This is a genomic window from Nocardioides proteolyticus (assembly GCF_051280635.3).
In the GTDB taxonomy this organism is placed as follows: Bacteria; Actinomycetota; Actinomycetes; order Propionibacteriales; family Nocardioidaceae; genus Nocardioides.
This window is the reverse complement of record NZ_JBNBPO030000005.1, coordinates 21,206-43,608: the sequence shown is the minus strand read 5'-3', so window position 1 is coordinate 43,608 and position 22,403 is coordinate 21,206. Positions and strand designations below refer to the sequence as shown.

Below are 22,403 nucleotides of genomic sequence, written 5' to 3'. Positions count from 1 at the left end.
CGGGGACGTCAGTCGCGGAGGATGAGCCGTACCGCGGTCTCCATGTGCTGGGCGGTCTCCGCGGCCGTCGACCGGCCGGTCACCCACGCCACGAGCGCGGAGAGCCAGACGTCGCCGATCACCCGTGCGACGGCGACGTCGCCGTCGGTGACGTCGGCCTCGTCGGGGACGCCGCCGTGCATGGCGTGGGTGACGATGGACGTCATCGACATGCCGACCTTGTGGATCTCGTCGGAGACGCTGCTGTCGGCGAACATGAAGGCCCGGGTCAGCGCCTCGGTCAGGTTGACGTCGGACTGCATGCCCGTGGCCATCCGGCGGAGCACGTAGAGCACCCGGTCGGCCTGCGTGTCACCGGGGATCTGGCGCTCGCGGAAGCGGAGAGCGGCCTCCTCGAACTGCCGCCCGAGGCCCGACACGAGGAGATGGATCTTCGACGGGAAGTAGCGGTAGAGCGTGCCGAGGGCCACGTCGGCCTGCTCGGCGACGGCCCGCATCTGCACCGCGTCGAAGCCGCCTTCCTTGGCCAGCTCGTAGGTCGCGTCGAGGATCCGCTTGCGGCGGTCCCGCTGCGCCGCAGAGCCGGGCGCGTCGGCCGAGGCCGGGTTGGCGATGGTCACAGTGTCCCCCGTGTCTCCCATGGGCAGTCCCGCCGAGTATGCCCGCCGCTGGAGTGCGCACCCGAGCCGGGATCGTTCAGTTTCTCGCGGGAGCACCCGCCCTCGTAGGCTACTGGTCCGTAACGCATAATAGAAACACGTTCCAGTTCGTTTCGGCCCTGCTCCCCGTGAGCTCGGCGCCGTGACTCAACGCCATGAGCCAGCGCCATGAGCCAGCGCCCGAAGGGGGAGGAGTTCGCATGCGGATCGCGATGCTGTCCTACCGCAGCAAGACCCATGTCGGTGGCCAGGGCGTGTACCTGCGCCACCTGAGCCGCGAGCTGACCCGCCTGGGCCACACCGTCGAGGTCTTCTCCGGCCAGCCCTATCCCGAGCTCGACGAGGGCGTGCGGCTCACCAAGGTCCCGAGCCTGGACCTCTACCGGGAGCCGGATCCCTTCCGCGTCCCCAAGCTGCGCGAGTTCCGCGACCTGGTCGACGTGCAGGAGTTCGCGATCATGTGCACCGCCGGCTTCCCCGAGCCGCGGACGTTCGGCAAGCGCATCGCCCGGGTGCTGGCGGAGCGCCGTGGCGACTTCGACATCGTCCACGACAACCAGGTGCTGGCCCACGGCATGCTCGACCTCGAGCAGGTCACCGGCGTCCCGCTGATCACCACCATCCACCACCCGATCACGTTCGACCGGCGGATCGACCTGTCCCAGACCCGGAACCCCTGGCGGAAGTTCACGATCCGCCGCTGGTACGGCTTCCTCCGGATGCAGGCGTACGTCGCCCGGCGGGCCCGCTGGATCCTGACCCCGTCGGAGGCGTCCAAGCGCGACATCGCCCGCGACTTCGGCGTCGACCCGGCGCGGATGCAGGTCATCCTGCTGGGCGTCGATGACAACTTCGTGCCGCCGAGCAAGCCGCGCGTGCCCGGTCGGATCATGGCCATGGCCAGTGCCGACGCGCCGATGAAGGGCATCGCGACCCTGCTCGAGGCCTTCGCCAAGCTGCGCACCGAGCGCGACGTCGAGCTGGTGCTGGTGACCCGGCCCGCGCCGGGCGGTCGCACCGACCGGCTCATCGAGCGGCTCGGCATCGGCGACGCCGTCCGGTTCGCGCACGGGCTGACCGACGACGAGCTGGTCGAGCTGATGGGCTCGGCGGAGGTGGCCTGCGTGCCCTCCCTCTACGAGGGCTTCTCGCTGCCGACGGCGGAGATGATGGCGTGCGCGACGCCGCTCATCGTCTCCCGCGCGGGCGCCATCCCAGAGGTCGTCGGCGAGGACGGCGAGTGCGCCGACCTGGTGACGCCCGGCGACGTGGGCGAGCTCCTGCACGCGCTGGAGCGGATGCTCGACGACCCCGAGCGCCGGGCGCGGATGGGCGCGGCGGGCCGCCGGCGCGTCGAGGAGCAGTTCAGCTGGCGGGCGGTCGCCGTGAAGGTCGCCGCGGCGTACGAGAAGGTCATCGCGGACTTCGAGTCCGAGAGGAACGAGGAGAGCTGACCAGATGCTGACCGTTGACTTCGACCGGCTCGGCCTCCGGCCCGGTGACCGGGTCCTCGACATGGGTGCCGGCGCCGGCCGCCACAGCTTCGAGATGTACCGCCGCGGCGCCGACGTGGTCGCCTTCGACATGGACGCCGACGAGCTCGCCGGCGTCAAGGACCTCTTCGTCGCGATGGCCGAGGCCGGCGAGGTGCCGGCGGGCGCCGAGGCCGACGTCAAGCAGGGCGACGCGCTCGCGCTGCCCTTCGGCGACGGCGAGTTCGACCGGATCGTGGCCGCCGAGGTGCTCGAGCACATCCACGACGACGTCACCGCGATCCGTGAGCTGATCCGGGTGCTCCGCCCCGGCGGCACCCTGGCGGTCTCCGTGCCCCGCTGGCTGCCCGAGGTCGTGAACTGGAAGCTCTCCGACGACTACCACAACGCCGAGGGCGGCCACATCCGGATCTACACCGACCACGAGCTGGTCGACAAGGTCACCAAGGGCGGCCGGCCCAACGACGGCACCCCGGGCGAGGCCATGGTGTTCGAGGGCAAGGGCTACGCCCACGGCCTGCACGCGCCGTACTGGTGGATCAAGTGCGCCGTCGGCGTCGAGAACGACGGCCACCCGCTGGCGAAGGCCTACCACCGGCTCCTGGTGTGGGAGATCATGAAGAACCCGCTGCCGCTGCGACTGGCGGGCCGGGTGCTCGACCCCCTGATCGGCAAGAGCATGGTGCTCTACTTCCGGAAGCCGGACGCGGCGTGACCGAGGCGAGCACCCCCTCCGAGGTGCCCCTGAGCAGGCTGCCCTGCGTCGACGGCGTGCTGAGCGCCGCCGAGGTCGCCGACACCGCCGCCGCCATCGCCGCGATGCAGGAGCCGTGGGGCGCCGTGCCGTGGACCACCGGCGAGCACGTCGACATCTGGAACCACGTCGAGGCCGCGATGGCGATGCTGGTCGGCGGCCAGGTGGAGGCCGCCGAGCGCGCCTACGCGTGGGTGCCGACGATGCAGCGTGCCGACGGCTCGTGGCCGATGAAGATCGTGGGCGGCCGGCCCGAGGACGAGCGCGGCGAGTCCAACATGTCGGCCTACCTCGCGGTGGGGCTGTGGCACCACTGGCTGGTGCGGCGCGACATCCGCTTCGTCGAGCAGTACTGGCCCTCGGTGCGTGCGGGGCTCGACTTCGTCGTCTCCCTCCAGCAGTCCTTCGGCGGCATCCAGTGGACCCCGCAGGACGACTTCTGCCTGCTCACCGGGAGCTCGAGCATCTACCACTCGCTGCGGGCGGGCGTGGCCCTCGCGGACCTAATGGACGACCCCCAGCCGGAGTGGGAGCTGGCCGGCGGCCGGCTCGGCCACGCCGTCCGGGCGCACCGCGACCTGTTCGCCGACAAGTCGACGTACTCCATGGACTGGTACTACCCGGTCCTCGGCGGCGCTGTCCGCGGCGAGGCGGCCCGCGCGCTGATCGACTCCCGCTGGGGTGACTTCGTCGTCCCCGGCCTGGGCATCCACTGCGTCGACACCAACCCCTGGGTGACCGGCGCCGAGACCTGCGAGCTGGCGATGGCGCTCGACGCCATCGGCGACAGCCGCCGCGGCCTGGCGCTGCTGCGCGACATGCAGCACCTCCGGGAGGCGGACGGCCGCTACTGGACCGGCTGGGTGTACGACGACCCGGCCCGGCGGGCGGAGGGCGAGCCGCGCGACGTGCACTGGCCGGTGGAGCACACGACCTACACGGCCGCGGCGGTGCTGCTGGCGGTCGACGCGCTCGGCGAGACCTACGGCCACGGCACGCCCGGCTCGGGGATCATGCGGGGCACCTCGCTGGCCCCGCACTTCGACGAGATCGCGCTGGAGTGCAGCTGCCCCTCAGCCGACCGGGTCGCCCACTGAGCCGGAGGTCCGCTCCAGGACCCGCATCGAGCCGACCGCGTCGACCTCGGTGAACTGCCCGCTCTCGAGCGCGGGCAGGTAGATCTGCTCGTAGGGCGGACGCCCGCCCTCCGCGGGATCCGGGAAGACGTCGTGGATGGCGAGCAGGCCGCCCCGCACCACCCACCGCGGCCAGCCCGCGAAGTCGTCGCGGGCCGGCTCCTCGCCGTGCCCGCCGTCGATGAAGAGCAGGGAGAGCGGGGTGCGCCAGTGGGCCGCCACCGTGGTCGAGCGGCCGACGATCGCCACCACGTGGTCCTCCAGGCCGGCTCGGGCGATCGTCCTGCGGAAGACCGGCAGGGTGTCCATCCGGCCGAGGTCGGGGTCCACGAGGCTCGGGTCGTGGTGCTCCCAGCCGGCCTGGTTCTCCTCGGAGCCCCGGTGGTGGTCGACGGTGAACGCGACCGCGAGGTCACCGGTCGCGGCGGTGACCGCGCGGGCGGCGGCGCCGAGGTAGATGCCCGACTTGCCGCAGTAGGTGCCGACCTCGAGCGCCGGACCGTGGGGGAGCCGCTGCAGCGCGACCCGGTGGAGCAGCGCCCCCTCGTCCTCCGGCATGAAGCCCTTCGCGGCGCGGGCGTGCTCGAGCAGGTCGGCGGGCAGGTCGGCGGTCACCCGCCGGACTCTAGTAGAGTGGAACACGTTCTAGTTTGGCTCCCGCTGGACGAGGTGCGAGCGCGGCGGGCCCCGGAGACTCCAAGGAGCAGCATGTCGATCGGGATCAGCGCCGAGCAGGTCGAGCTGGCCGACACCCTGCGCAAGTGGGCGGCGAGCCTCGGTGGCATCGAGGCAGCCCGCGCGGCCGAGGCCGACGCCGCCGCGCGGTTCGACGACCTCTGGGCGGCGGCGGAGGAGATGGGCGTCCACGCCATCGCGGTTCCGGAGTCGGCCGGCGGCGGGGGCGGCACCCTGCTCGACCAGGCGATCGCGCTCGAGGCGTGCGCCCACGAGCTGGTCCCGGCCGGTCTGCTCGGCGCGGCGGTAGGCAGCGTGCTGACCGGAACCCCCGGCCGCTACGGCGTCCAGGTCCGTCCGGGCGGCGTGGTGTGGGACGGCGGCAACGCGGCCGAGCGGCTGCTGCTGAGCGGCAGCGAGGCGGCCACCGAGCACACCCCTGGGCTCACCCCTGTGCTCGGCGTCGACCTCACCGCACGGCACGCTGTGCCCAGCGACGCCCAGGCGGGCCAGCCCGGCCTGACCGCCGCGCCCGACGAGCGCCGGTGTCGTACCGCCGTCACGCTCGCCGCCGCGGAGGCGGCGGGCGTGGCCCGCTGGTGCCTGGGGACGGCGGTCGACTACGCCAAGGTGCGTGAGCAGTTCGGCCAGCGGATCGGCGCCTTCCAGGCGATCAAGCACCTGTGCGCCCAGATGCTGGAGACGGCCGAGGCGGTCACCGCCGCCGCCTGGGACGCCGCCGCGTCGGCGGACGGCGACGAGGAGCAGTGGGCGTTCGCCGTCGACGTCGCGACGGCGGTGTGCTTCGACGGCGCCGTCGAGGTCGCCAAGAGCTGCATCCAGGTGCTCGGCGGCATCGGCTTCACCTTCGAGCACGACGCCCACCTCTACCTGCGCCGCGCGCTCTCCCTCCGTGCCCTGGTCGGCCCGGCCGATGCCGCGGCGGAGCGGCTCACCGCCGCGGCCGTCGCCGGCGTACGACGTCGGGTGGACGTCGACCTCGAGGGCCGCGACGCCGCCATCCGTCCCGAGGTCCGGGCGACCGCGGAGGCGATCGCCGCCCGGCCGGCGACGGAGCGACGGGCGGCGCTGGTCGACGCCGGCTACCTCACCCCGCACTGGCCCCGGCCCTACGGGCTCGGAGCCGACCCGACCCTGCAGATCGTGATCGACCAGGAGCTCGCGCGGGTCGGCGTCGAGCGACCGGACCTGGTCATCGCCGGGTGGGCGGTCCCGACGATCCTCGCCCACGGCACCGACGAGCAGCGGGAGCGGTTCGTGCGCCCCTCCCTGATGGGCGAGCTGGTGTGGTGCCAGCTGTTCTCCGAGCCCGGCTCCGGATCCGACCTCGCCTCGCTGCGCACCAGGGCGGTCAAGGTGGACGGCGGCTGGTCGCTCTCGGGCCAGAAGGTGTGGACCTCCGTCGCGGAGCGCGCCGACTGGGGCATCTGCCTGGCGCGGACGGACCCGGACGCGCCGCAGCACAAGGGGATCACCTACTTCCTCGTCGACATGAGGTCGCCAGGCATCGAGGTCCGGCCCCTTCGCGAGATCACGGGGGAGGCGCTCTTCAACGAGGTGTTCCTCGACGACGTCTTCGTGCCCGACGAGAACGTCGTCGCCGAGCCCGGCGACGGCTGGCGGCTGGCGCGCACGACGCTGGCCAACGAGCGGGTGGCGATGGCGAGCGCCCGCCTCACCAAGAGCGTCGAGCGGGCCGTGCAGATCGCCGGCGAGCGCGACCTGCCGGCCACCCACCGGGTCAGGATCGGCCACCAGGTCGCGCTGGCCACCGTCTGCGGACTGCTCGCCGTGCGCACCACGCTGCGGGCCCTCGGCGGCCACGGCCCCGGCGCGGAGTCCAGCGTGGCGAAGCTCCTCGGCGTGCGGAGCCGGCAGGACTCCTCCGAGCTCGTGGTCGAGCTCCACAGGGACGCGATCGCGGTGCTCGGCCCGATCGAGCGCGCGGGCGGCCCCAACGACAACGAGGCCGACAACGAGGCCGACAACGAGGCCGTCAACGAGGCCGACAACGAGGCCGACAACGACTCGCAGCTCGCCGCGGACGTGTGGGAGGCGCTGAACACGCGCTGCCTGTCCATCGCGGGGGGCACCACCCAGATCCTGCGCAACGTCGCAGGGGAGCGGATCCTCGGCCTGCCGCGTTCCTAGCCGGCGCTGCCCTGCTGGTCGGTGAGCTCCTCGGTCCGCTCGTCGGGCTGCGCCCGCTCCCGCTGCCAGCTGTTCCAGTGCCAGGTGAGGAACCGCTCGGTGGCCCGCACCAGGTGCTGCGAGCGGATGGAGGGGAAGACGTCGAACGCGTGCTGGGCGCCGGGGAGCTCGGCGTAGACGACCGTGCGCTTCGACGTGGCGCGCAGCGCGTCGACGAAGGACCGTGCCTGGCGGGGGTCGACCAGCGTGTCGCGGGCGCCGTGGATGACGAAGAAGTCCGGGTCGTCCGGCGTCACCCGCAGCAGCGGGGACGCCAGCTCGTAGATCTCGGGGTGGTCGCGGAACGCCTCCTTGATCACCCAGCCGGAGAGGAACTCGTCGCGCAGCAGGCGCGCCGACTTCAGCCCGCTCGCACCGGCGAAGTCGTAGACGCCGTAGTAGGGGACGGCGGCCTGCACCGAGGTGTCGGCGTCCTCGAAGCCGGGCTGGAACTCCGGGGCGTTGGGCGTCACCGCGGCGAGCGCGGTCAGATGGCCTCCGGCGGAGCCGCCGGTGATCGCGACGTACTCCGGGTCGCCGCCGTAGTCGGCGATGTTGTCCTTGATCCAGGCGATCGCCGCCTTGACGTCGACGATCTGGGCCGGCCAGGGTTCGCGGGGCGCGAGGCGGTAGTTCGGCGCGACGCACACCCAGCCCCGGGCAGCCATGTGCTGCATCAGCGGCAGGCCCTGCTGGTCCTTGTTGCCGATCGTCCAGCCGCCGCCGTGCACCTGCAGCAGCACCGGCGCGCCCCGGGCCGGCGTCACCTCGGAGGTGTAGACGTCGAGCAGCCCCCGCCGGCCGTGGGGGGCGTAGCGCACGTTGCGGTGCACCTCGACGCCCGCCTTGCGCGCCGCTCGACGGAACGCGAAGGGGTTGGCGATCCGGCTCCACGGGACCGCGAGGTCGGCCGGCGACGGCCGCGCGTCGAGCCGGTCGACGTAGTCCTCGCCCAGGCCCTCGACGAGGGCGTCCTCCGCGTGCTGCATCGCCTCCCGGCTCTGTTTGATCAGGTACGCCAGGCCCGCCGTCGAGGCCCCGGCGAGGGCCAGCCCGCGCACGTCGCGGCGAGCGCCGACGGCGTGGGCTGCGGCGTCGGCGGCGGTCAGGCCCAGCAGGTGCGGCGCGAGCTCACCGGCGATCCAGCCGGCGAAGAACGCCGGGATTCCCGCGCGGAAGCCGGGGATCGGCCGGATGGCGTTGGCCGTCAGTGCGGCGGTGACGACCTGGCGCCGTACGAAACCCATGACCTGCACTGTAACGACGTCGTTGTCCCGGACTGATACCTGTTCTATGTTCGCAGCCGAGGGCGCGAAGTCAGGAGTGGCAATGGATCGGCTGTCGGGTCTGGACGCGAGCTTCCTCTACCTCGAGACGCCCGCCCAGCTGATGCACGTGTGCGGGGTGATCGTGCTCGACCCGAGCACGATGCCCGAGCCGTACACCTTCGAGCTGCTCCAGGAGGCCATCGACGATCGGGTCCACGACGTGCCGGAGTTCACCCGCAAGATCCGCGGGGTGCCCCTGGGCCTGGACCACCCGGTGTGGGTGCGCGACCGCAACTTCGACATCGAGCGCCACGTGCACCGCCTCGCCGTGCCCAGCCCCGGCGGCTACCGCGAGCTGATGGACCTGTGCGCGCACCTCGCCGCGCTGCCGCTGGACCGCTCCCGCCCGCTGTGGGAGATGTGGGTGATCGAGGGCTACCGGCCCGACGGCGTCGACGGGGAGCGCGTGGTGGTGTTCGCGAAGATGCACCACGCCACCGTCGACGGCGTCTCGGGCGCCAACCTGCTCTCGCACCTGTGCTCGATCGAGCCGGAGGCCGCGCCGCTCGTGCCGGATCCGCCGCCGCGCCACCCGCGTGACCCCGGGAAGGGCGAGCTGCTGGGCCGCGCCGTGGTCGGCGCGGCCGCCCGTCCGCTGACCGTGGCCAAGGTGCTCAAGCCGTCGGCCGAGCTGGTCACCAAGACGGTGGGGCGCGCCCGGCGCGGCATGGCGATGGCTGCGCCGTTCTCGGCGCCGCGCACGTCGTTCAACGGGACGATCACGGGGCACCGGTCGATCGCCGTCGTGGACCTGCCGTTCGACGACATCAAGCGGGTCAAGAAGGAGACCGGCACCACGGTCAACGACGTGGTGCTCGCCGTGGCCGGGGGCGCGCTGCGGCGCTACCTCGCCGACCGCGACGAGCTGCCGGAGTCCTCGCTGCTCGCCACCGTGCCGGTCAGCGTCCGGGACTCCTCGCGGCGGTCCGCCGGCGCCAACAAGGTCTCCGCACTGTTCACCAAGCTCGGCACCGACATCGACGACCCGGTCGAACGGCTCGCCATGCTCGCCGAGCGCAACCGGCGCGCCAAGGAGCACCACGACGCGATCCCGGCCGACGCCCTCCAGGACTGGGCCGAGTTCGCCGCGCCGCGGACGTTCGGCCTCGCCGTGCGCACCTACGCGAACCTCCGGCTCGCGGAGCGGCACCCCGTGGTCCACAACCTGGTGATCTCCAACGTCCCGGGGCCGCCGATCCCGCTCTACTTCATGGGCGCCCGGATCGACGTCCTCTGCCCGCTCGGCCCGGTGTTCCACGGAGCGGGACTGAACATCACCGTGATGTCCAACGCCGGCTGCATGCACGTCGGGGTGATCGCCTGCCGCGAGTCGGTGCCCGACGCCGACGCGCTGGCCCAACACTTCCCGGCGGAGCTGCGCCGACTGGGAGCGGCCCTCGCCACGCAGGACTAGAACACGTTACAGTTTCGCCGTGGATGCTGACGCGATCAACGCAGTCCGCGCCGTGGTCGGCGAGGTGCTGGACAGGGAGAACGACGCCCGGAACTGGTCCGCCTGGGCCGCGGCCGGCCTGACGGCGCTGCCGGTCCCCGAGGAGCACGGCGGCGACGGCCTGGGCCTCGCCGAGGTGGCCGTGCTCCTGCGCGAGTCGGGGCGGCGAGCGGTGCAGGCCCCGGTGTGGGAGACCCTGTGCTGCGGCGCGCTCACCCTGGCGGCCCACGGGACGGAGACCCAGCGCAAGGAGCTGCTGCCCGGCGTCGCCGCCGGCGACCTGCTCCTCACGCCGGCCCTGCGCGAGCCCGGTGTCGGACTGGGGGACGCACCCGGTGCGACCGTGACCGACGGGCGGGTCACCGGCCGCAAGGTCGGCGTCCGTCGGGCCGCGGAGGCGGCGCGGCTCCTGGTGACGGCCGTCGACGGCGACCGCACCGTGGTCGCGCTCGTCGACCCGACCGGGCCCGGCGTCACGCTGCACGAGGCCAGCGCCTCCAGTGCGGTGCCGCAGCACACCGTCGTCCTCGACCGGGCGCCGGCCGAGCTGCTCGACGACGGCGCCGCGTCCTACCTCCTCGACGTGGCGCGCGCCGGTCTCGTCGCCACGGCCGCGGGCGTCCTCGCCGGGGCACGCGACCTGACGGCCGACTACGTCAAGGGCCGCCGGCAGTTCGGCCGGGCCCTCGCGGAGTTCCAGGCCGTGTCCCTGCAGATGGCGGACGTGTACGTCGCCTCCCGCACGCTCGACCTCGCCGCCGACAACGCCGTGTGGCGGGTCGCCGAGGGGCTCCCGGCCGACGACGACCTGAGGGTCGCCGGCTACTGGGCGAGCCAGGTGGCGCCGTACGCCTTCCGGACCTGCCACCACCTGCACGGCGGGATGGGCGTCGACGTCACCTATCCGCTGGTCGGCTTCACGACCTGGGGCACCGACCTCGCGCACGCTCTCGACACCACCGCCGCGCAGGTCCCGGTCGAGGACCCCGCCGCCAAGAACCTCGAGCTCAGCGACGACCAGCGGGCGCTCAAGGCCCGCATCCGTGACTACTTCGGCGGCCTCGCCGAGGAGTTCGGCCACCCGGCCGACCCCGGAGCCGTCGACGGCGCGTGGGACCGCCACGGGCCGTCCTACCAGCGGCTGATCAGGCGGATGGGCGAGGACGGCTGGATGGGCGTCGGCTGGCCCGAGGAGTACGGCGGCCACGGGCTCGGCGAGGTGGAGCAGACCATCTTCGCCAACGAGGCGCAGTACCACGACGTGCACCTGCCCGCGGTCACCCTGCAGACGGTCGGGCCGACCCTGATCCGCTACGGCACCGAGAAGCAGAAGGACCTGTTCCTGTCGCGCATCCTCGCCGGGGACGTGCACTTCGCGATCGGCTACTCCGAGCCCGACGCCGGCACCGACCTCGCCTCGCTGCGCACCACGGCGCGGCTCGTGGAGGGTGACGGCGACCCCTACTACCTGGTCAACGGGCAGAAGCTCTGGACCACCGGTGGGCACCAGGCCGACTACCTCTGGCTGGCGTGCCGCACCGACCCCGACGCCCCCAAGCACAAGGGCATCTCGATCCTGATCGTCGACACGTCCGACCCCGGCTACAGCTGGACCCCGATCGTCACCGCCGACGGCTCCCACCACGTCAACGCCACCTACTTCAACGACGTCCGGGTCCCCGCGGACATGCTGGTCGGCGAGGAGAACCAGGGCTGGAAGCTGATCACCACCCAGCTCAACCACGAGCGCGTGATGCTCGGCCCCGCCGGCCGGATCGAGGGGCTCCGCGACCGGGTGCTGCGCTGGGCCGACGCAGCCGGCGTCCGCGACGAGGCGGACGTGGCGGACCTCCTCGGCAAGGCCACGGCGGTGTTCCGCATCAACGAGCTGCTCAACTGGGAGGTCGCGCGCGCCGCCGCGTCCGGCGACGTGAAGGTCGCCGACGCCTCGTCGTCGAAGGTGTTCGCCGCCGACCAGGTCCAGCACCTCCTCGCCGACCTGATCGCGCTCGTGCACCGGCACGGCGATCCCGGGGAGCCGGCGACGCGGGAGCTGCTCGACTACCTCGACGCGCAGGCCAAGCGCAACCTGGTGCTCACCTTCGGCGGTGGCGTGCAGGAGGTCCAGCGCGAGCTGATCTCGATGTTCGGGCTCGGCCTGCCGAGGGTGCCGCGATGAGCGCTGAGCTGGTGGACCCCGCCGTCCACGAGAAGGTGATGGCCGAGGCCGAGCGGATCCGGTCGTGGGGCGAGGCCGCCGAGCGGTTCGCCCGCGACCCGGTCAACCAGCCGACGATCAGCAACTGGCTCGAGGCGATGGGCCTCGACAACCCCCGCTTCCTGCAGGGAGAGGCGCCGCCGTCGATGGCACAGGTGTGGACGATGTACGGCCTCGGTGGCCGCCCGTCCGACGACGACCCGCTGCACGCGATGATGAAGGTGCTGACCGAGGCCGGCTTCACCGCCGTCCTCGGCACCAACTGCGAGCAGGAGTACGACCGCTACCTGCGGGTGGGCGAGCGGCTGCGGGTGACCACCGCCCTCGACTCCGTCGTCGGGCCGAAGGCGACGGCGATGGGCGTGGGCTACTTCGTCACCTCGCGCAACACCTGGTACGTCGAGCAGCCCGAGAGCGACGGCGGCGGGAGCGAGAAGGTCGCCACGATGCTGTTCCGGGTGCTCAAGTTCGTCCCGAAGGGCTCGGCGTCGTGACCGGCCCCGTCCGTCCGGTCGTCAACCGCGACAACGCCTACTTCTTCGAGGGCACGGCACAGCGCGAGCTGCGGATCCAGAAGTGCAACGCGTGCGGCGTGCTGCGCCACCCCCCGGGACCCGCGTGCCCGGAGTGCGGCGCGTTCGACCGCGGCCACGTCGTGGCGGCGGGGGAGGGCACGGTGTTCTCCTACCTCGTCCACCACGCGCCGCAGGTCCCCGGCAAGGAGCTGCCCCTCGTGATCGCGCTGCTCGACCTCGACGAGGGGGTGCGGATGGTCGCCGAGGTCACCGGCGTCCCGCCCGAGGGACCCGACGGCCTGCGGATCGGCGACCGGCTGGCGGTGGACTGGAACGTCGTGGACGACGAGCTGACGCTGCCGATCTGGCGTCGTACCGCCCGCGCGGCGGAGATCGAAGGAGGAGCGGCATGAGCGCCGTGCTGGACAGGCTCGAGGTGGGACAGCGGCTGCCGGAGTGGACGCTGCCGATCACCCCGACGCTGGTGGTGTCGACCGCGATCGCCACGCGGGACTTCCAGGACGTGCACCACGACCGCGACATCGCGCAGGCGGCGGGGTCCAAGGACATCTTCGTCAACATCCTGACCTCGACCGGTCTCTGCGAGCGCTACGTCACCGACTGGGCCGGACCCGACGTGCAGATCAGGGGCATCGCGATCCGGCTGGGCGCGCCGGCGTACCCCTACGACACCTTCACCTTCACCGGCGAGGTCGCCGAGATCGCCGACGGCGTGGCGACGGTCAAGGTCGTGGGCTCGGTCTCCCTCGGCGACCACGTGACCGGCACCGTCCGGATCGCCCTCGAGGGGAGCGCCGCATGAGCAGCCGGACGCTGTCGGGCAAGGCGGCCGTCGCCGGCATCGGGGCCACCGAGTTCTCCAAGGAGTCCGGCCGCTCCGAGCTCCAGCTCTCGGTCGAGGCGGTGCAGCACGCACTGGCGGACTGCGGGCTGCGGCCCGCCGACGTCGACGGGCTCGTCACGTTCACGATGGACACCTCCGCCGAGATCGCCGTCGCCCGCGAGCTCGGCATCCCGGAGCTGCGGTTCTTCAGCCGGATCAACTACGGCGGCGGCGCCGCGTGCGCGACCGTCCAGCAGGCCGCGATGGCGGTCGCCACCGGCGTCGCCGACGTCGTCGTCGCCTACCGCGGGTTCAACGAGCGCTCGGGCGACCGCTTCGGCCAGGTGTCGAAGTGGGCGGCCGCGCAGGTCAACACCAACGGGCTCGACAACGCCTGGACCTACCCGCTGGGCCTCTCCACCCCCGCCGCCACGGTGGCGATGCAGGCGCGCCGCTACATGCACGAGTACGGCGCCACGTCGGAGGACTTCGGCCGCGTGGCCGTCGCCGACCGGCGGCACGCCGCGACCAATCCCGACGCGTTCTTCTTCGGCAAGCCGATCACACTCGCGGACCACCAGGCCTCGCGGATGATCGCCGACCCGCTGCATCTGCTCGACTGCTGCCAGGAGTCCGACGGAGCGGTCGCGCTCGTGGTGGTCTCCGCGGAGCGGGCGAGGGACCTGCCGCAGGCGCCGGCGTACATCACCGCGGCGGCGCAGGGCTCCGGACGCGACCAGTTCGTGATGACCTCCTACTACCGCGACGACATCGGCATCCCGGAGATGGGCGTGGTCGGGCGCGAGCTCTGGAAGCAGTCCGGGCTGACGCCCGACGACATGCCGATGGCGATCCTCTACGACCACTTCACGCCCTACGTGCTCATGCAGCTGGAGGAGCTCGGCTTCTGCGGGCGGGGCGAGGCGAGGGACTTCATCCGCGACGGCGCCATCGAGGTGGGCGGCCGGCTGCCGATCAACACCCACGGCGGCCAGCTCGGCGAGGCCTACATCCACGGCATGAACGGCATCGCCGAGGGCGTGCGGCAGATCCGCGGCTCCTCGGTCAACCCGGTCGCCGACGCCCAGCACGTCCTGGTCACCGCCGGCACCGGTGTCCCGACCAGCGGGCTGATCCTCTCGGCCTAGCACAGTCGGCCCGGCCGGCCAGTCCGCCCAGCCGGCCAGGCCGGCCAGTCGGCCCGGTCGGCTCGTCGGTTCTCGGGTCAGCCGGCACAGGCACGCACTACGCTGCCGAGGACGCGCGCTCGCGCCTCGCCCCCCACGCGCGACAGGAGCACCATGACGCTCGTCGACCCCGCCCTCCCCGTCCCCTCGCCGGAGCGCCCGCGAGGCCGTCGTACCGCCGCGGTGGCCGTCGCTGCCGTGGGTGTCGTCGCCGTGGTCGGCGGCGGCGTGTGGGCCTGGCAGCTCTGGTCGGCCCAGGGCCCGCAACCCGCCCAGGCGCTGCCCGCCGACACCCTCGCCTACCTGGCGATCGACCTCGACCCGCCGGGCGGCCAGAAGGTGGCGGCGTACGACGCGCTTCGGAAGTTCCCGTCGCTGAAGAAGGAGCTGGGTCTCGACAGCCAGGACGACCTGCGTCGCTCGGTGGTCGAGGCGCTCGGCAGCGAGGCATCCTGCGACCTCGACTTCGACGACATCGCCGACTGGGCGGGAGATCGCCTGGCGCTCGCCGTGGTCGACCAGGGCCGGCCCGAGCCGGTGCTCGTGGTGCAGGTCGCCGACGCGGAGCAGGCGCGCGCGGGCCTGGACGACGTCGCGCGCGGCTGCGAGGGGGCCGAGCTCGGCCACGTCGTCGACGGTGACTGGGCGGTGCTGGCGCGCAACGACGCCGTCGCCCGCGAGGTCGTGGCCGACGCAGCCAGGTCCAGCCTCCAGGACGATGCCGACTACCTCCGGCTCACCCGCGCGGCCGGCGATCCCGGCGTGGTGACGCTGTTCGCGGCGCCGGAGGCGGGACCCGCGCTGCTCGAGGCCGGGCAGCGCGACCCCATGCTGCTCTTCATGGCGGAGCCGGCGCTCGAGGCGGCGGACCCGTTGACCGGCGTGCTGGAGGCGATGGTGTTCGTCCCGCTCATCGGCGTGATGTGGGGCGATGAGCATTCCATGGAGGCGGGCAGCGACGCCGGCCCGGCCGGCGAGCTGGCTCCCTACGAGCCGACTCCCGAGGAGCTGGCGCTGCAGGAGCGATGGGAGAACGCCGACCAGCTCACCGAGGAGGAGATGGAGCAGCTGGTCGAGGACTCCGAGGAGGTGTACGGCGCTCCGACGGAGGAGGAGGAGGTGGAGTACGACGAGCACGGCATGCCTCACGAGATGGAGGTGCCCGAGGAGCTGCGGGCGGCGTTGCAGGACTTCTCCGGCATCGGCGGCGTGGTGCGCTTCGCCGACGGGACGCTTGAGCTCGAGACGGTCGGTGACGAGCTGCTGCTCACCGGGAGCGTCGCCGGCGGCGACGGCGGCCGAGCGGCGGTGGCCGACCTGCCGGCGGACACGGCGGCCGCCACCGGTGGCGACGTCGCGGAGGGCTGGCCGGACGCCTTCGTGGCGGGCTCCCCGCTGTACTTCTACGGCACGGGGGAGGAGCGGGAGGTTGCGACCGCGAGGTTCGAGGAGGCCACCGGCCTGTCCGTGCCCGAGGACCTGGCGGCGCTCGGTGGCGACCGCATCGCCGTCGTTGCCGGGCCGGGCCTCGACTTCGAGCGGGACCCCGCACAGCAGCCGGTCGCGGTCCGGGTCACCGGGGACGCCGACCGCATCGAGGCGGCCCTCGACAAGCTGCGCGACGGCGTGGGCAGGGAGCTGGCTCCGTTCCTGACGTCGGTGCGGACCGGCGACGGCGTCGTGATCGGTCCCGACGAGGCCTACCTCGAGCAGGTCGCCGAGCCCGCCGCACGGCTGGGTGAGAGCGACCGCTTCCAGCGGGTGGTGCCCGACGTGGAGGGCGCGACGACGGTCACCTTCGTCGACTTCGACGCCAACGACTGGCTGGTGCGGTCGATGACCACCGACGCCGACCGCGCCGACGCCGAGCCGCTCGACACCGCGGGCCTGACCGTGACCGACTCCGGTGACGAGCACCGCGTGGTGCTGCGGCTGACGCTGGACTGAGCGCCCTCATGAGCGACCAGCACGACGACACGACGGCCTCCGAGCGGAAGACCCTCCAGGACCTCCTCGCCGGCAACCGGGCCGAGATCCTCTCCCTCGTCGACGGGCTCACCGAGGAGCAGGTACGGCGCCGCCTCGTCCCGTCGCTGACCACGCTGCTCGGCCTGGTCAAGCACGCGTCGTTCGCGGAGCGCGTCTGGTTCCACGTCACCCTGGCCGGGCGCACCCGCGAGGAGCTCGGCTTGCCGCCCGACGTCGACTCCAGCTTCCGCCTGGGCCCCGACGACACCATCGCCTCGGTCACCGCCGAGTTCCGCGAGGTGTGCGCGGAGTCGGACCGGATCGCCTTCGACTACGACCTCGACGACACCGGCCTGCACCACCGGCGCGGCGAGGTCAGCCTGCGCTGGATGTACGGGCACATGATCGAGGAGTTGGCCCGTCACGCCGGGCACGGTGACATCCTGCGCGAGCAGATCCTGGCCGCGGACGGCTGACCGCCGGCGGCGAACCGCTTCCCGGCTACTCGTCGACCCAGTGGTTGTCGTGCGCGGTCATGAACGCGGCGTACTCCTCCTTCGACCACTCCTCGCCCTCGGCGAGGCGCTGGAGCCCCTTGAAGTACGGGCAGGTCCGCCAGGGACCGCCACGTGACCGGCACCACAGGACCGACCGCGCCGTCGTGTGCGACCATGGTCCGAAGAGCTCGCGTGCTCTGGGGTCGGTGAAACTCCGAGCCGGCGGTGAAAGTCCGCGACCCGGCCACAGCCAGTGGCCGGTTGACCAGGTGGAACTCCTGGACCGACGGTCAAAGTCCGGATGGGAAGCGCACGCTGAGCGTTCCGTGTCGCGGTCCGCCGCCCACGGGACGCCCCCTCGCCCCGGAGTCCGAGCAGGCAGGAATCGGATCCGGAGAGGACGACGGTGAGCGGAAGCAGCGGGCCCTTCGCCCAGGAGTACGACGCGATGCGTCGCGCGCTCGTCCTGGCGGCCAGCCCCGGCGTGCCGCTGCACCCCAACCCCCGCGTCGGGTGTGTCCTGCTGGCGCCCGACGGCACCGTCGTCGGCGAGGGCTACCACCACGGCGCCGGCAGTCCCCACGCCGAGGTCGAGGCTCTCGCCGCCGCCGGCGACCGGGCGCGCGGCGCCACCGCCGTGGTGACCCTCGAGCCGTGCAACCACACCGGCCGCACCGGTCCCTGCACGCAGGCCCTCCTCCGTGCCGGCGTACGACGCGTGGTCGTCGCCCAGCGCGATCCCAACCCGGTCGCGAGCGGTGGCCTGGAGGTGCTGGCCGCGGCGGGCGTTGAGACCGACGCCGGCCTGCTGGCCGAGGAGGCGACCGAGCTCAACCGGGCCTGGACGTTCGCGCACGTGCACGGGCGGCCCTACGTCACCTGGAAGCTCGCGACCACGCTCGACGGGCGCAGCGCCGCCGCCGACGGCTCCTCGCGCTGGGTCTCCTCGCTGCCGGCCCGCCGCGACACGCACATCCTGCGCGGCCTGTGCGACACCGTGCTGGTCGGCACCGGCACCGTCGCCGTCGACGACCCGCAGCTGACCGTCCGCGACGAGGCCGACCGGCCGGTGGCCCACCAGCCGCTGCGGGCGGTGATGGGGGAGCGGGACATCCCCGGCGACCGGCGCGTGCTCGACGGCCAGGCGCCGACGGTGCACCTGCGGACCCGCGACCCGCAGCAGGCCCTCGCCTCGCTGCACCACGACCACGAGCGCAGCCACGTGTTCCTCGAGGGCGGTCCCACGCTCGCTGCCGCTTTCCTTCGCGCCGGGCTCGTCGACGACGTCGTGGCGTACGTGGCCCCCGTGCTGCTCGGTGCGGGGACGTCGGCCGTCGCCGACCTGGGGATCACCAGCATCGGCGACGCCCTCCGCCTCGAGCTGGTCGAGGCCACCGTGATCGGCGAGGAGGCCGAGGCCAACGTCCGGCTGCTCCTCCGCCCCGAGAGGAAGGACGCCTGATGTTCACCGGGATCGTGGAGGAGCTCGGCACCGTCGCCGCCATCGAGGACCAGGGCGACGCCGTGCGGCTCACCATCGAGTGCGAGGTCGCCGTCTCCGACGCCGGCCCGGGCGACTCGATCGCCGTCAACGGGTGCTGCCTGACCGTCGCCGACCTCGACCGCCCGGCCCAAGGCGCCGGCCGCTGGACGGCCGACGTGATGGCCGAGACGCTCGCGAAGACCAGCCTGGGCGCCCTGCGCGTGGGCGACCGGGTCAACCTCGAGCGCGCCGTGACCGCCGACAAGCGGCTGGGCGGCCACATCGTCCAGGGCCACGTCGACGGGGTCGGCGAGGTGGTCGCCCGCACCCCCAGCGAGCACTGGGAGGTGGTCGAGATCGCGATGCCCCGCTCGCTGGGCCGCTACCTGGTCGACAAGGGCTCGATCACCGTCGACGGCACATCGCTGACCGTGGTCGAGGCGGGCGAGTCCAGCTTCACCGTCAGCCTCATCCCCGAGACCCTCGCCCGCACGACGCTGGGGTTCCGGGCGCCCGGCGACCAGGTCAACCTCGAGGTCGACGTCATCGCCAAGCACGTGGAGAAGCTCGTGCGCGCCTACACGAGCGACAGCTCGAGCACCGAGAAGGAGAAGCCATGACCGAGAAGGTCAGCCTGGACCCCGTCGAGCGCGCCATCGCCGACATCGCCGCCGGCCGGGCGGTGGTCGTCGTCGACGACGAGGACCGCGAGAACGAGGGCGACATCATCTTCGCGGCCAGCAAGGCGACGCCCGAGCTGATGGCCTGGACGATCCGCCACTCCAGCGGGGTGATCTGCGCCCCGATGCCGGGCGCCATGCTCGACCGGCTCGAGATCCCGCTGATGACGCCGCACAACCGCGACAAGATGCGCACCGCCTACACGATCTCGGTCGACGCCCGCGACGGCGTCACGACCGGCATCTCGGCGGCCGACCGCGCCCACACCGTCCGGGTGCTCGCCGACTCGGCCACCGAGCCGTGGGAGATCACCCGGCCCGGCCACGTCTTCCCGCTGCGCTACCGCGACGGGGGCGTGCTGGTCCGGCGCGGCCACACCGAGGCCGCCGTCGACCTGTGCCGGCTCGCGGGCCTCACCCCCGCCGGCGTGCTCGTCGAGGTGGTCAACGACGACGGCACCATGAAGCGGGCACCGGAGCTCCGCCAGTTCGCCGACGAGCACGGGCTGGCGATGATCTCGATCGAGGACCTCGTCCGCTACCGGCGGCGCACCGAGCGCCACGTGGTGCGCGAGGCCGAGACCCGGCTGCCCACGAACCACGGCGAGTTCACCGCCATCGGCTACACCATCACCGTCGACGGCAGCGAGCACGTCGCCCTCGTGTACGGCGACCCGGCCGCGCTCGCCGACGGCGGTCCGGTGCTCACCCGGGTCCACTCCGAGTGCCTGACCGGTGACGTGTTCGGCAGCAGCCGGTGCGACTGCGGCCCGCAGCTCAACGAGGCGCTCGACCGGATCGTCGCCGAGGGCCGCGGCGTGGTCGTCTACCTGCGCGGTCACGAGGGCCGCGGGATCGGCCTGGTCGCCAAGCTGCAGGCCTACCAGCTGCAGGACGGGGGCCGCGACACCGTCGACGCCAACCTCGACCTCGGCCTCCCGGCCGACGCGCGCCACTACGGCGCTGCCACCCAGATCCTCAAGGACCTCGGCGTCACCGAGGTCCGGCTGCTGACCAACAACCCCACCAAGGTCACCGACCTCGAGGACTACGGCATCGAGGTGGCCGAGCGGGTGCCGCTCACGCCGCACCCCAACGACCACAACCTGGCCTACCTGCTCACCAAGCGCGACCGGATGGGCCACGACCTCCCCAACCTCACCGACCTGACGGCAGGAGCGAACTGAGATGGCCGGACACGGAGCACCCGACCTCGAGCCCGTCGACTGCCACGACCTGCGGGTCGCGGTGGTCGCCGCCAGCTGGCACCAGGAGGTGATGGACGGGCTGATCGCCGGGGCGCAGCGCGCGTTCGCCGACCACCGCCTCGAGGCGCCGGTCATCGTGCGGGTGCCGGGCACCTTCGAGCTGCCCGTGATGGCGGCCGCCCTCGCGCCGTCGTACGACGCCGTGATCGCGCTCGGCGTCGTGATCCGGGGCGGCACGCCGCACTTCGACTACGTCTGCACCGCCGCCACCGACGGGCTGACCCGGGTCGCGCTCGACCACCAGACGCCGATCGGCTTCGGCGTGCTCACCTGCGACGACGAGCAGCAGGCGCTGGACCGCGCCGGGCTCGCCGGGTCGACCGAGGACAAGGGCTACGAGGCGGCCTCGGCGGCGCTGCAGACCGCGGCGACCCTGAAGCGGATCGGCCGCCACGGCTACGCCGGGTGACCATGCCGTGACGGCCGGTGGGACCGCCGCGGCCACCGCGGCGGTCACGCCGTAGGCTGCTGCCCCGTGAAGACGTTCGACGAGCTGTTCGCCGAGCTCAGCGAGAAGGCGCGGGACCGCCCCGAGGGCTCGGGCACCGTGCGGGCGCTCGACGCGGGCGTCCATGCGATCGGCAAGAAGCTGATCGAGGAGGCCGCGGAGTCCTGGATGGCGGCCGAGCACGAGGGTCCCGAGCGCACGGCCGAGGAGATCAGCCAGCTGCTCTACCACGCCCAGGTCCTCATGATCGCGAGCGGCCTCTCGCTCGAGGACGTCTACACCCACCTCTAGGACCCGCCATGCTGAAGATCGCCGTCCCCAACAAGGGGGCCCTGTCCGAGGCCGCCTCGACGATGCTGCGCGAGGCCGGCTACGCCCAGCGCTCGGACTCCAAGCAGCTCACGAAGCTCGACCCGGACAACGAGGTCGAGTTCTTCTACCTGCGCCCCCGCGACATCGCCCTGTACGTCGGCGAGGGCACCCTGGACGCCGGCATCACCGGCCGCGACCTGCTGCTGGACTCGCAGGCGACCGCCGTCGAGTCGCTCCAGCTCGGCTTCGGCCGCTCGAAGTTCCGCTTCGCTGCGAAGCCCGGCACGGCCAGCAGCTCCGACGACCTCACCGGCAAGCGGATCGCCACCTCCTACGACGGCGTGGTGGCCCGCTACCTCGCCGAGCGCGGCATCGACGCGTCGGTGGTCCGCCTCGACGGTGCCGTCGAGACCAGCATCCAGCTCGGGGTCGCCGACGTGATCGCCGACGTCGTCGAGACCGGGAGCACGCTGCGCAACGCGGGGCTCGAGGTGTTCGGCGAGGTGATCCTGGAGTCGGAGGCGGTGATGATCAGCCGTGCCGACGCCGACCCGGCCGCGCTCGACATCTTCACCCGACGGCTGCAGGGCGTCCTGGTGGCGCGGACCTACGTGATGATGGACTACGACATCCGCGAGGAGCGCGTCGAGCAGGCCGTCGCCCTGACCCCCGGCGTCGAGAGCCCGACCGTGAGCCCGCTGCACCGCGAGGGCTGGGTCGCCGTGCGGTCGATGGTCCCGCGGGCCCGGGTCCAGCGGGTGATGGACGAGCTCTACGACCTCGGCGCCCGAGCCATCCTCACCACGGACATCCATGCCTGCCGCCTCTGAGCCGCCGCTGCCGCGCACGTACCGGCCGTTCGGCCCCCGCCTGGCGGCGGCCGCGTTCGGCGCGGTCCTGGTCGGCGCCTTCGCCTGGCTGTGGCTCACCTTCGACCAGGAGACCAAGGACGAGGTCAACGTCCTCCAGAAGGCCACGGTGATCGGCTTCGTGCTCGTCGGCCTGCTGCTGCTCAACGGGATGGCGCGGTCGCGGGTGGACGCGACCGACCGCGGCCTGACCGTCGTCAACGGCTACCGCAAGCGCGGCCTCGAGTGGGCGGAGGTGGTTGCGCTGCGGATGCCGGTCGGCGCACCCTGGCCCTCCCTCGACCTCAGTGACGGCACCACCGTGCCGGTGATGGGCGTCCACGCCTCCGACGGCGAGCGCGCCAGGCGCGCCGTGCTCGAGCTCAAGGCCCTGGTGGCCGCGCGCAGCAGCGGCTGACCGGCCTG

At 72.9% G+C, this 22,403-nt stretch carries 22 protein-coding genes and 1 riboswitch; of the genes, 19 read left to right on the top strand and 3 right to left on the bottom strand.

Annotated features, from left to right (window positions below):
* Positions 1-8: 8 nt before the first annotated feature.
* Positions 9-620 (bottom strand): TetR family transcriptional regulator, encoded by a 612-nt coding sequence (locus ACPOLA_RS04350; RefSeq protein WP_435769168.1) that lies wholly within the window; start codon positions 618-620, stop codon positions 9-11.
* Positions 621-859: 239 nt separating this feature from the next.
* Here ACPOLA_RS04350 and ACPOLA_RS04345 point away from each other — a divergent pair, with 239 nt between their 5' ends.
* From ACPOLA_RS04345 to ACPOLA_RS04335, 3 genes are read left to right on the top strand one after another with little or no spacing between them, the layout of a single operon-like run.
* Complete coding sequence (locus ACPOLA_RS04345; RefSeq protein WP_435769167.1) at positions 860-2,113, top strand: glycosyltransferase family 4 protein; 1,254 nt, start codon at positions 860-862, stop codon at positions 2,111-2,113.
* A gap of 4 nt (positions 2,114-2,117) precedes the next feature.
* Positions 2,118-2,867, top strand: coding sequence for a class I SAM-dependent methyltransferase (locus ACPOLA_RS04340; RefSeq protein WP_435769166.1), 750 nt, complete (start codon positions 2,118-2,120; stop codon positions 2,865-2,867).
* Positions 2,864-4,003 carry a prenyltransferase gene (locus ACPOLA_RS04335; RefSeq protein WP_435769165.1) on the top strand — a complete coding sequence of 380 codons (1,140 nt, stop codon included), beginning with the start codon at positions 2,864-2,866 and terminating at the stop codon, positions 4,001-4,003. Before ACPOLA_RS04340 ends, ACPOLA_RS04335 begins: the two co-directional genes overlap by 4 nt.
* Here the strand turns inward: ACPOLA_RS04335 and ACPOLA_RS04330 are convergent.
* Positions 3,980-4,657: a class I SAM-dependent methyltransferase gene (locus ACPOLA_RS04330; protein WP_435769164.1), complete on the bottom strand. Its 678-nt coding sequence runs from the start codon at positions 4,655-4,657 to the stop codon at positions 3,980-3,982. The two genes, ACPOLA_RS04335 and ACPOLA_RS04330, sit on opposite strands and share 24 nt — an antisense overlap.
* 93 nt (positions 4,658-4,750) lie before the next feature.
* Between ACPOLA_RS04330 and ACPOLA_RS04325 the strand changes: the two genes are divergently transcribed.
* A complete protein-coding gene (locus ACPOLA_RS04325; RefSeq protein WP_435769163.1) occupies positions 4,751-6,889 on the top strand; it encodes an acyl-CoA dehydrogenase family protein in 2,139 nt (712 codons plus the stop codon).
* On the opposite strand, the gene ACPOLA_RS04320 is transcribed toward ACPOLA_RS04325, so the two are convergent.
* Complete coding sequence (locus ACPOLA_RS04320) at positions 6,886-8,175, bottom strand: alpha/beta hydrolase fold domain-containing protein (protein ID WP_435769162.1); 1,290 nt, start codon at positions 8,173-8,175, stop codon at positions 6,886-6,888. The genes ACPOLA_RS04325 and ACPOLA_RS04320 overlap by 4 nt on opposite strands.
* Positions 8,176-8,257: 82 nt before the next feature.
* On the opposite strand from ACPOLA_RS04320, the gene ACPOLA_RS04315 reads away from it, so the two are divergent.
* The 15 genes from ACPOLA_RS04315 to ACPOLA_RS04245 all read left to right on the top strand — a co-directional run bounded on the left by ACPOLA_RS04315 (position 8,258) and on the right by ACPOLA_RS04245 (position 22,395).
* Positions 8,258-9,670, top strand: a complete 1,413-nt coding sequence (locus tag ACPOLA_RS04315) for a WS/DGAT/MGAT family O-acyltransferase (RefSeq protein WP_435769161.1) — start codon at positions 8,258-8,260, stop codon at positions 9,668-9,670.
* Positions 9,671-9,689: 19 nt separating this feature from the next.
* Positions 9,690-11,888 carry an acyl-CoA dehydrogenase family protein gene (locus ACPOLA_RS04310; protein ID WP_435769160.1) on the top strand — a complete coding sequence of 733 codons (2,199 nt, stop codon included), beginning with the start codon at positions 9,690-9,692 and terminating at the stop codon, positions 11,886-11,888.
* On the top strand, positions 11,885-12,421 hold the full coding sequence (locus ACPOLA_RS04305) for an FAS1-like dehydratase domain-containing protein (protein WP_435769159.1): 537 nt from the start codon (positions 11,885-11,887) through the stop codon (positions 12,419-12,421). Before ACPOLA_RS04310 ends, ACPOLA_RS04305 begins: the two co-directional genes overlap by 4 nt.
* Entirely contained in the window at positions 12,418-12,855 is a 438-nt protein-coding gene (locus tag ACPOLA_RS04300) for a Zn-ribbon domain-containing OB-fold protein (protein WP_435769158.1), read from the top strand. Before ACPOLA_RS04305 ends, ACPOLA_RS04300 begins: the two co-directional genes overlap by 4 nt.
* Entirely contained in the window at positions 12,852-13,265 is a 414-nt protein-coding gene (locus ACPOLA_RS04295) for a MaoC family dehydratase (RefSeq protein WP_435769157.1), read from the top strand. The genes ACPOLA_RS04300 and ACPOLA_RS04295 overlap by 4 nt, the downstream gene beginning before the upstream one ends.
* On the top strand, positions 13,262-14,434 hold the full coding sequence (locus ACPOLA_RS04290) for a lipid-transfer protein (protein WP_435769156.1): 1,173 nt from the start codon (positions 13,262-13,264) through the stop codon (positions 14,432-14,434). Before ACPOLA_RS04295 ends, ACPOLA_RS04290 begins: the two co-directional genes overlap by 4 nt.
* Before the next feature lie 153 nt (positions 14,435-14,587).
* Complete coding sequence (locus tag ACPOLA_RS04285; RefSeq protein WP_435769155.1) at positions 14,588-16,420, top strand: hypothetical protein; 1,833 nt, start codon at positions 14,588-14,590, stop codon at positions 16,418-16,420.
* An 8-nt stretch (positions 16,421-16,428) separates the two neighbouring features.
* The gene (locus ACPOLA_RS04280; protein ID WP_435769154.1) at positions 16,429-16,917 is read left to right on the top strand and encodes a DinB family protein; all 489 of its coding nucleotides are present in this window, start codon (positions 16,429-16,431) and stop codon (positions 16,915-16,917) included.
* A gap of 209 nt (positions 16,918-17,126) precedes the next feature.
* Positions 17,127-17,256, top strand: a riboswitch (FMN riboswitch).
* A gap of 130 nt (positions 17,257-17,386) precedes the next feature.
* Complete coding sequence (gene ribD / locus ACPOLA_RS04275; protein WP_435769276.1) at positions 17,387-18,400, top strand: bifunctional diaminohydroxyphosphoribosylaminopyrimidine deaminase/5-amino-6-(5-phosphoribosylamino)uracil reductase RibD; 1,014 nt, start codon at positions 17,387-17,389, stop codon at positions 18,398-18,400.
* Positions 18,400-19,041, top strand: coding sequence for a riboflavin synthase (locus ACPOLA_RS04270; protein WP_435769153.1), 642 nt, complete (start codon positions 18,400-18,402; stop codon positions 19,039-19,041). The genes ribD and ACPOLA_RS04270 overlap by 1 nt, the downstream gene beginning before the upstream one ends.
* The gene (locus ACPOLA_RS04265; protein WP_435769152.1) at positions 19,038-20,288 is read left to right on the top strand and encodes a bifunctional 3,4-dihydroxy-2-butanone-4-phosphate synthase/GTP cyclohydrolase II; all 1,251 of its coding nucleotides are present in this window, start codon (positions 19,038-19,040) and stop codon (positions 20,286-20,288) included. The genes ACPOLA_RS04270 and ACPOLA_RS04265 overlap by 4 nt, the downstream gene beginning before the upstream one ends.
* A gap of 1 nt (position 20,289) precedes the next feature.
* Positions 20,290-20,778 (top strand): 6,7-dimethyl-8-ribityllumazine synthase, encoded by a 489-nt coding sequence (gene ribH, locus ACPOLA_RS04260; RefSeq protein WP_435769151.1) that lies wholly within the window; start codon positions 20,290-20,292, stop codon positions 20,776-20,778.
* 66 nt (positions 20,779-20,844) lie between these two features.
* Entirely contained in the window at positions 20,845-21,108 is a 264-nt protein-coding gene (locus ACPOLA_RS04255; RefSeq protein ID WP_435769150.1) for a phosphoribosyl-ATP diphosphatase, read from the top strand.
* A gap of 8 nt (positions 21,109-21,116) precedes the next feature.
* Complete coding sequence (gene hisG, locus ACPOLA_RS04250; protein WP_435769149.1) at positions 21,117-21,959, top strand: ATP phosphoribosyltransferase; 843 nt, start codon at positions 21,117-21,119, stop codon at positions 21,957-21,959.
* Positions 21,943-22,395, top strand: a complete 453-nt coding sequence (locus tag ACPOLA_RS04245) for a PH domain-containing protein (protein WP_435769148.1) — start codon at positions 21,943-21,945, stop codon at positions 22,393-22,395. The genes hisG and ACPOLA_RS04245 overlap by 17 nt, the downstream gene beginning before the upstream one ends.
* The last annotated feature ends 8 nt before the right edge of the window (positions 22,396-22,403 follow it).

Excerpts from the sequence above, each read along its gene's own strand:
- ACPOLA_RS04345 (WP_435769167.1), top strand. The coding sequence starts at position 860 with ATGCGGATCGCGATGCTGTCCTACCGCAGCAAGACCCATGTCGGTGGC.
- ACPOLA_RS04340 (WP_435769166.1), top strand. The coding sequence starts at position 2,118 with ATGCTGACCGTTGACTTCGACCGGCTCGGCCTCCGGCCCGGTGACCGG.
- ACPOLA_RS04325 (WP_435769163.1), top strand. The coding sequence starts at position 4,751 with ATGTCGATCGGGATCAGCGCCGAGCAGGTCGAGCTGGCCGACACCCTG.
- ACPOLA_RS04320 (WP_435769162.1), bottom strand. The coding sequence starts at position 8,175 with ATGGGTTTCGTACGGCGCCAGGTCGTCACCGCCGCACTGACGGCCAAC.
- ACPOLA_RS04315 (WP_435769161.1), top strand. The coding sequence starts at position 8,258 with ATGGATCGGCTGTCGGGTCTGGACGCGAGCTTCCTCTACCTCGAGACG.
- ACPOLA_RS04305 (WP_435769159.1), top strand. The coding sequence starts at position 11,885 with ATGAGCGCTGAGCTGGTGGACCCCGCCGTCCACGAGAAGGTGATGGCC.
- ACPOLA_RS04295 (WP_435769157.1), top strand. The coding sequence starts at position 12,852 with ATGAGCGCCGTGCTGGACAGGCTCGAGGTGGGACAGCGGCTGCCGGAG.
- ACPOLA_RS04290 (WP_435769156.1), top strand. The coding sequence starts at position 13,262 with ATGAGCAGCCGGACGCTGTCGGGCAAGGCGGCCGTCGCCGGCATCGGG.
- ACPOLA_RS04285 (WP_435769155.1), top strand. The coding sequence starts at position 14,588 with ATGACGCTCGTCGACCCCGCCCTCCCCGTCCCCTCGCCGGAGCGCCCG.
- ACPOLA_RS04280 (WP_435769154.1), top strand. The coding sequence starts at position 16,429 with ATGAGCGACCAGCACGACGACACGACGGCCTCCGAGCGGAAGACCCTC.
- ribD (WP_435769276.1), top strand. The coding sequence starts at position 17,387 with ATGCGTCGCGCGCTCGTCCTGGCGGCCAGCCCCGGCGTGCCGCTGCAC.
- ACPOLA_RS04270 (WP_435769153.1), top strand. The coding sequence starts at position 18,400 with ATGTTCACCGGGATCGTGGAGGAGCTCGGCACCGTCGCCGCCATCGAG.
- ACPOLA_RS04265 (WP_435769152.1), top strand. The coding sequence starts at position 19,038 with ATGACCGAGAAGGTCAGCCTGGACCCCGTCGAGCGCGCCATCGCCGAC.
- ribH (WP_435769151.1), top strand. The coding sequence starts at position 20,290 with ATGGCCGGACACGGAGCACCCGACCTCGAGCCCGTCGACTGCCACGAC.
- hisG (WP_435769149.1), top strand. The coding sequence starts at position 21,117 with ATGCTGAAGATCGCCGTCCCCAACAAGGGGGCCCTGTCCGAGGCCGCC.
- ACPOLA_RS04245 (WP_435769148.1), top strand. The coding sequence starts at position 21,943 with ATGCCTGCCGCCTCTGAGCCGCCGCTGCCGCGCACGTACCGGCCGTTC.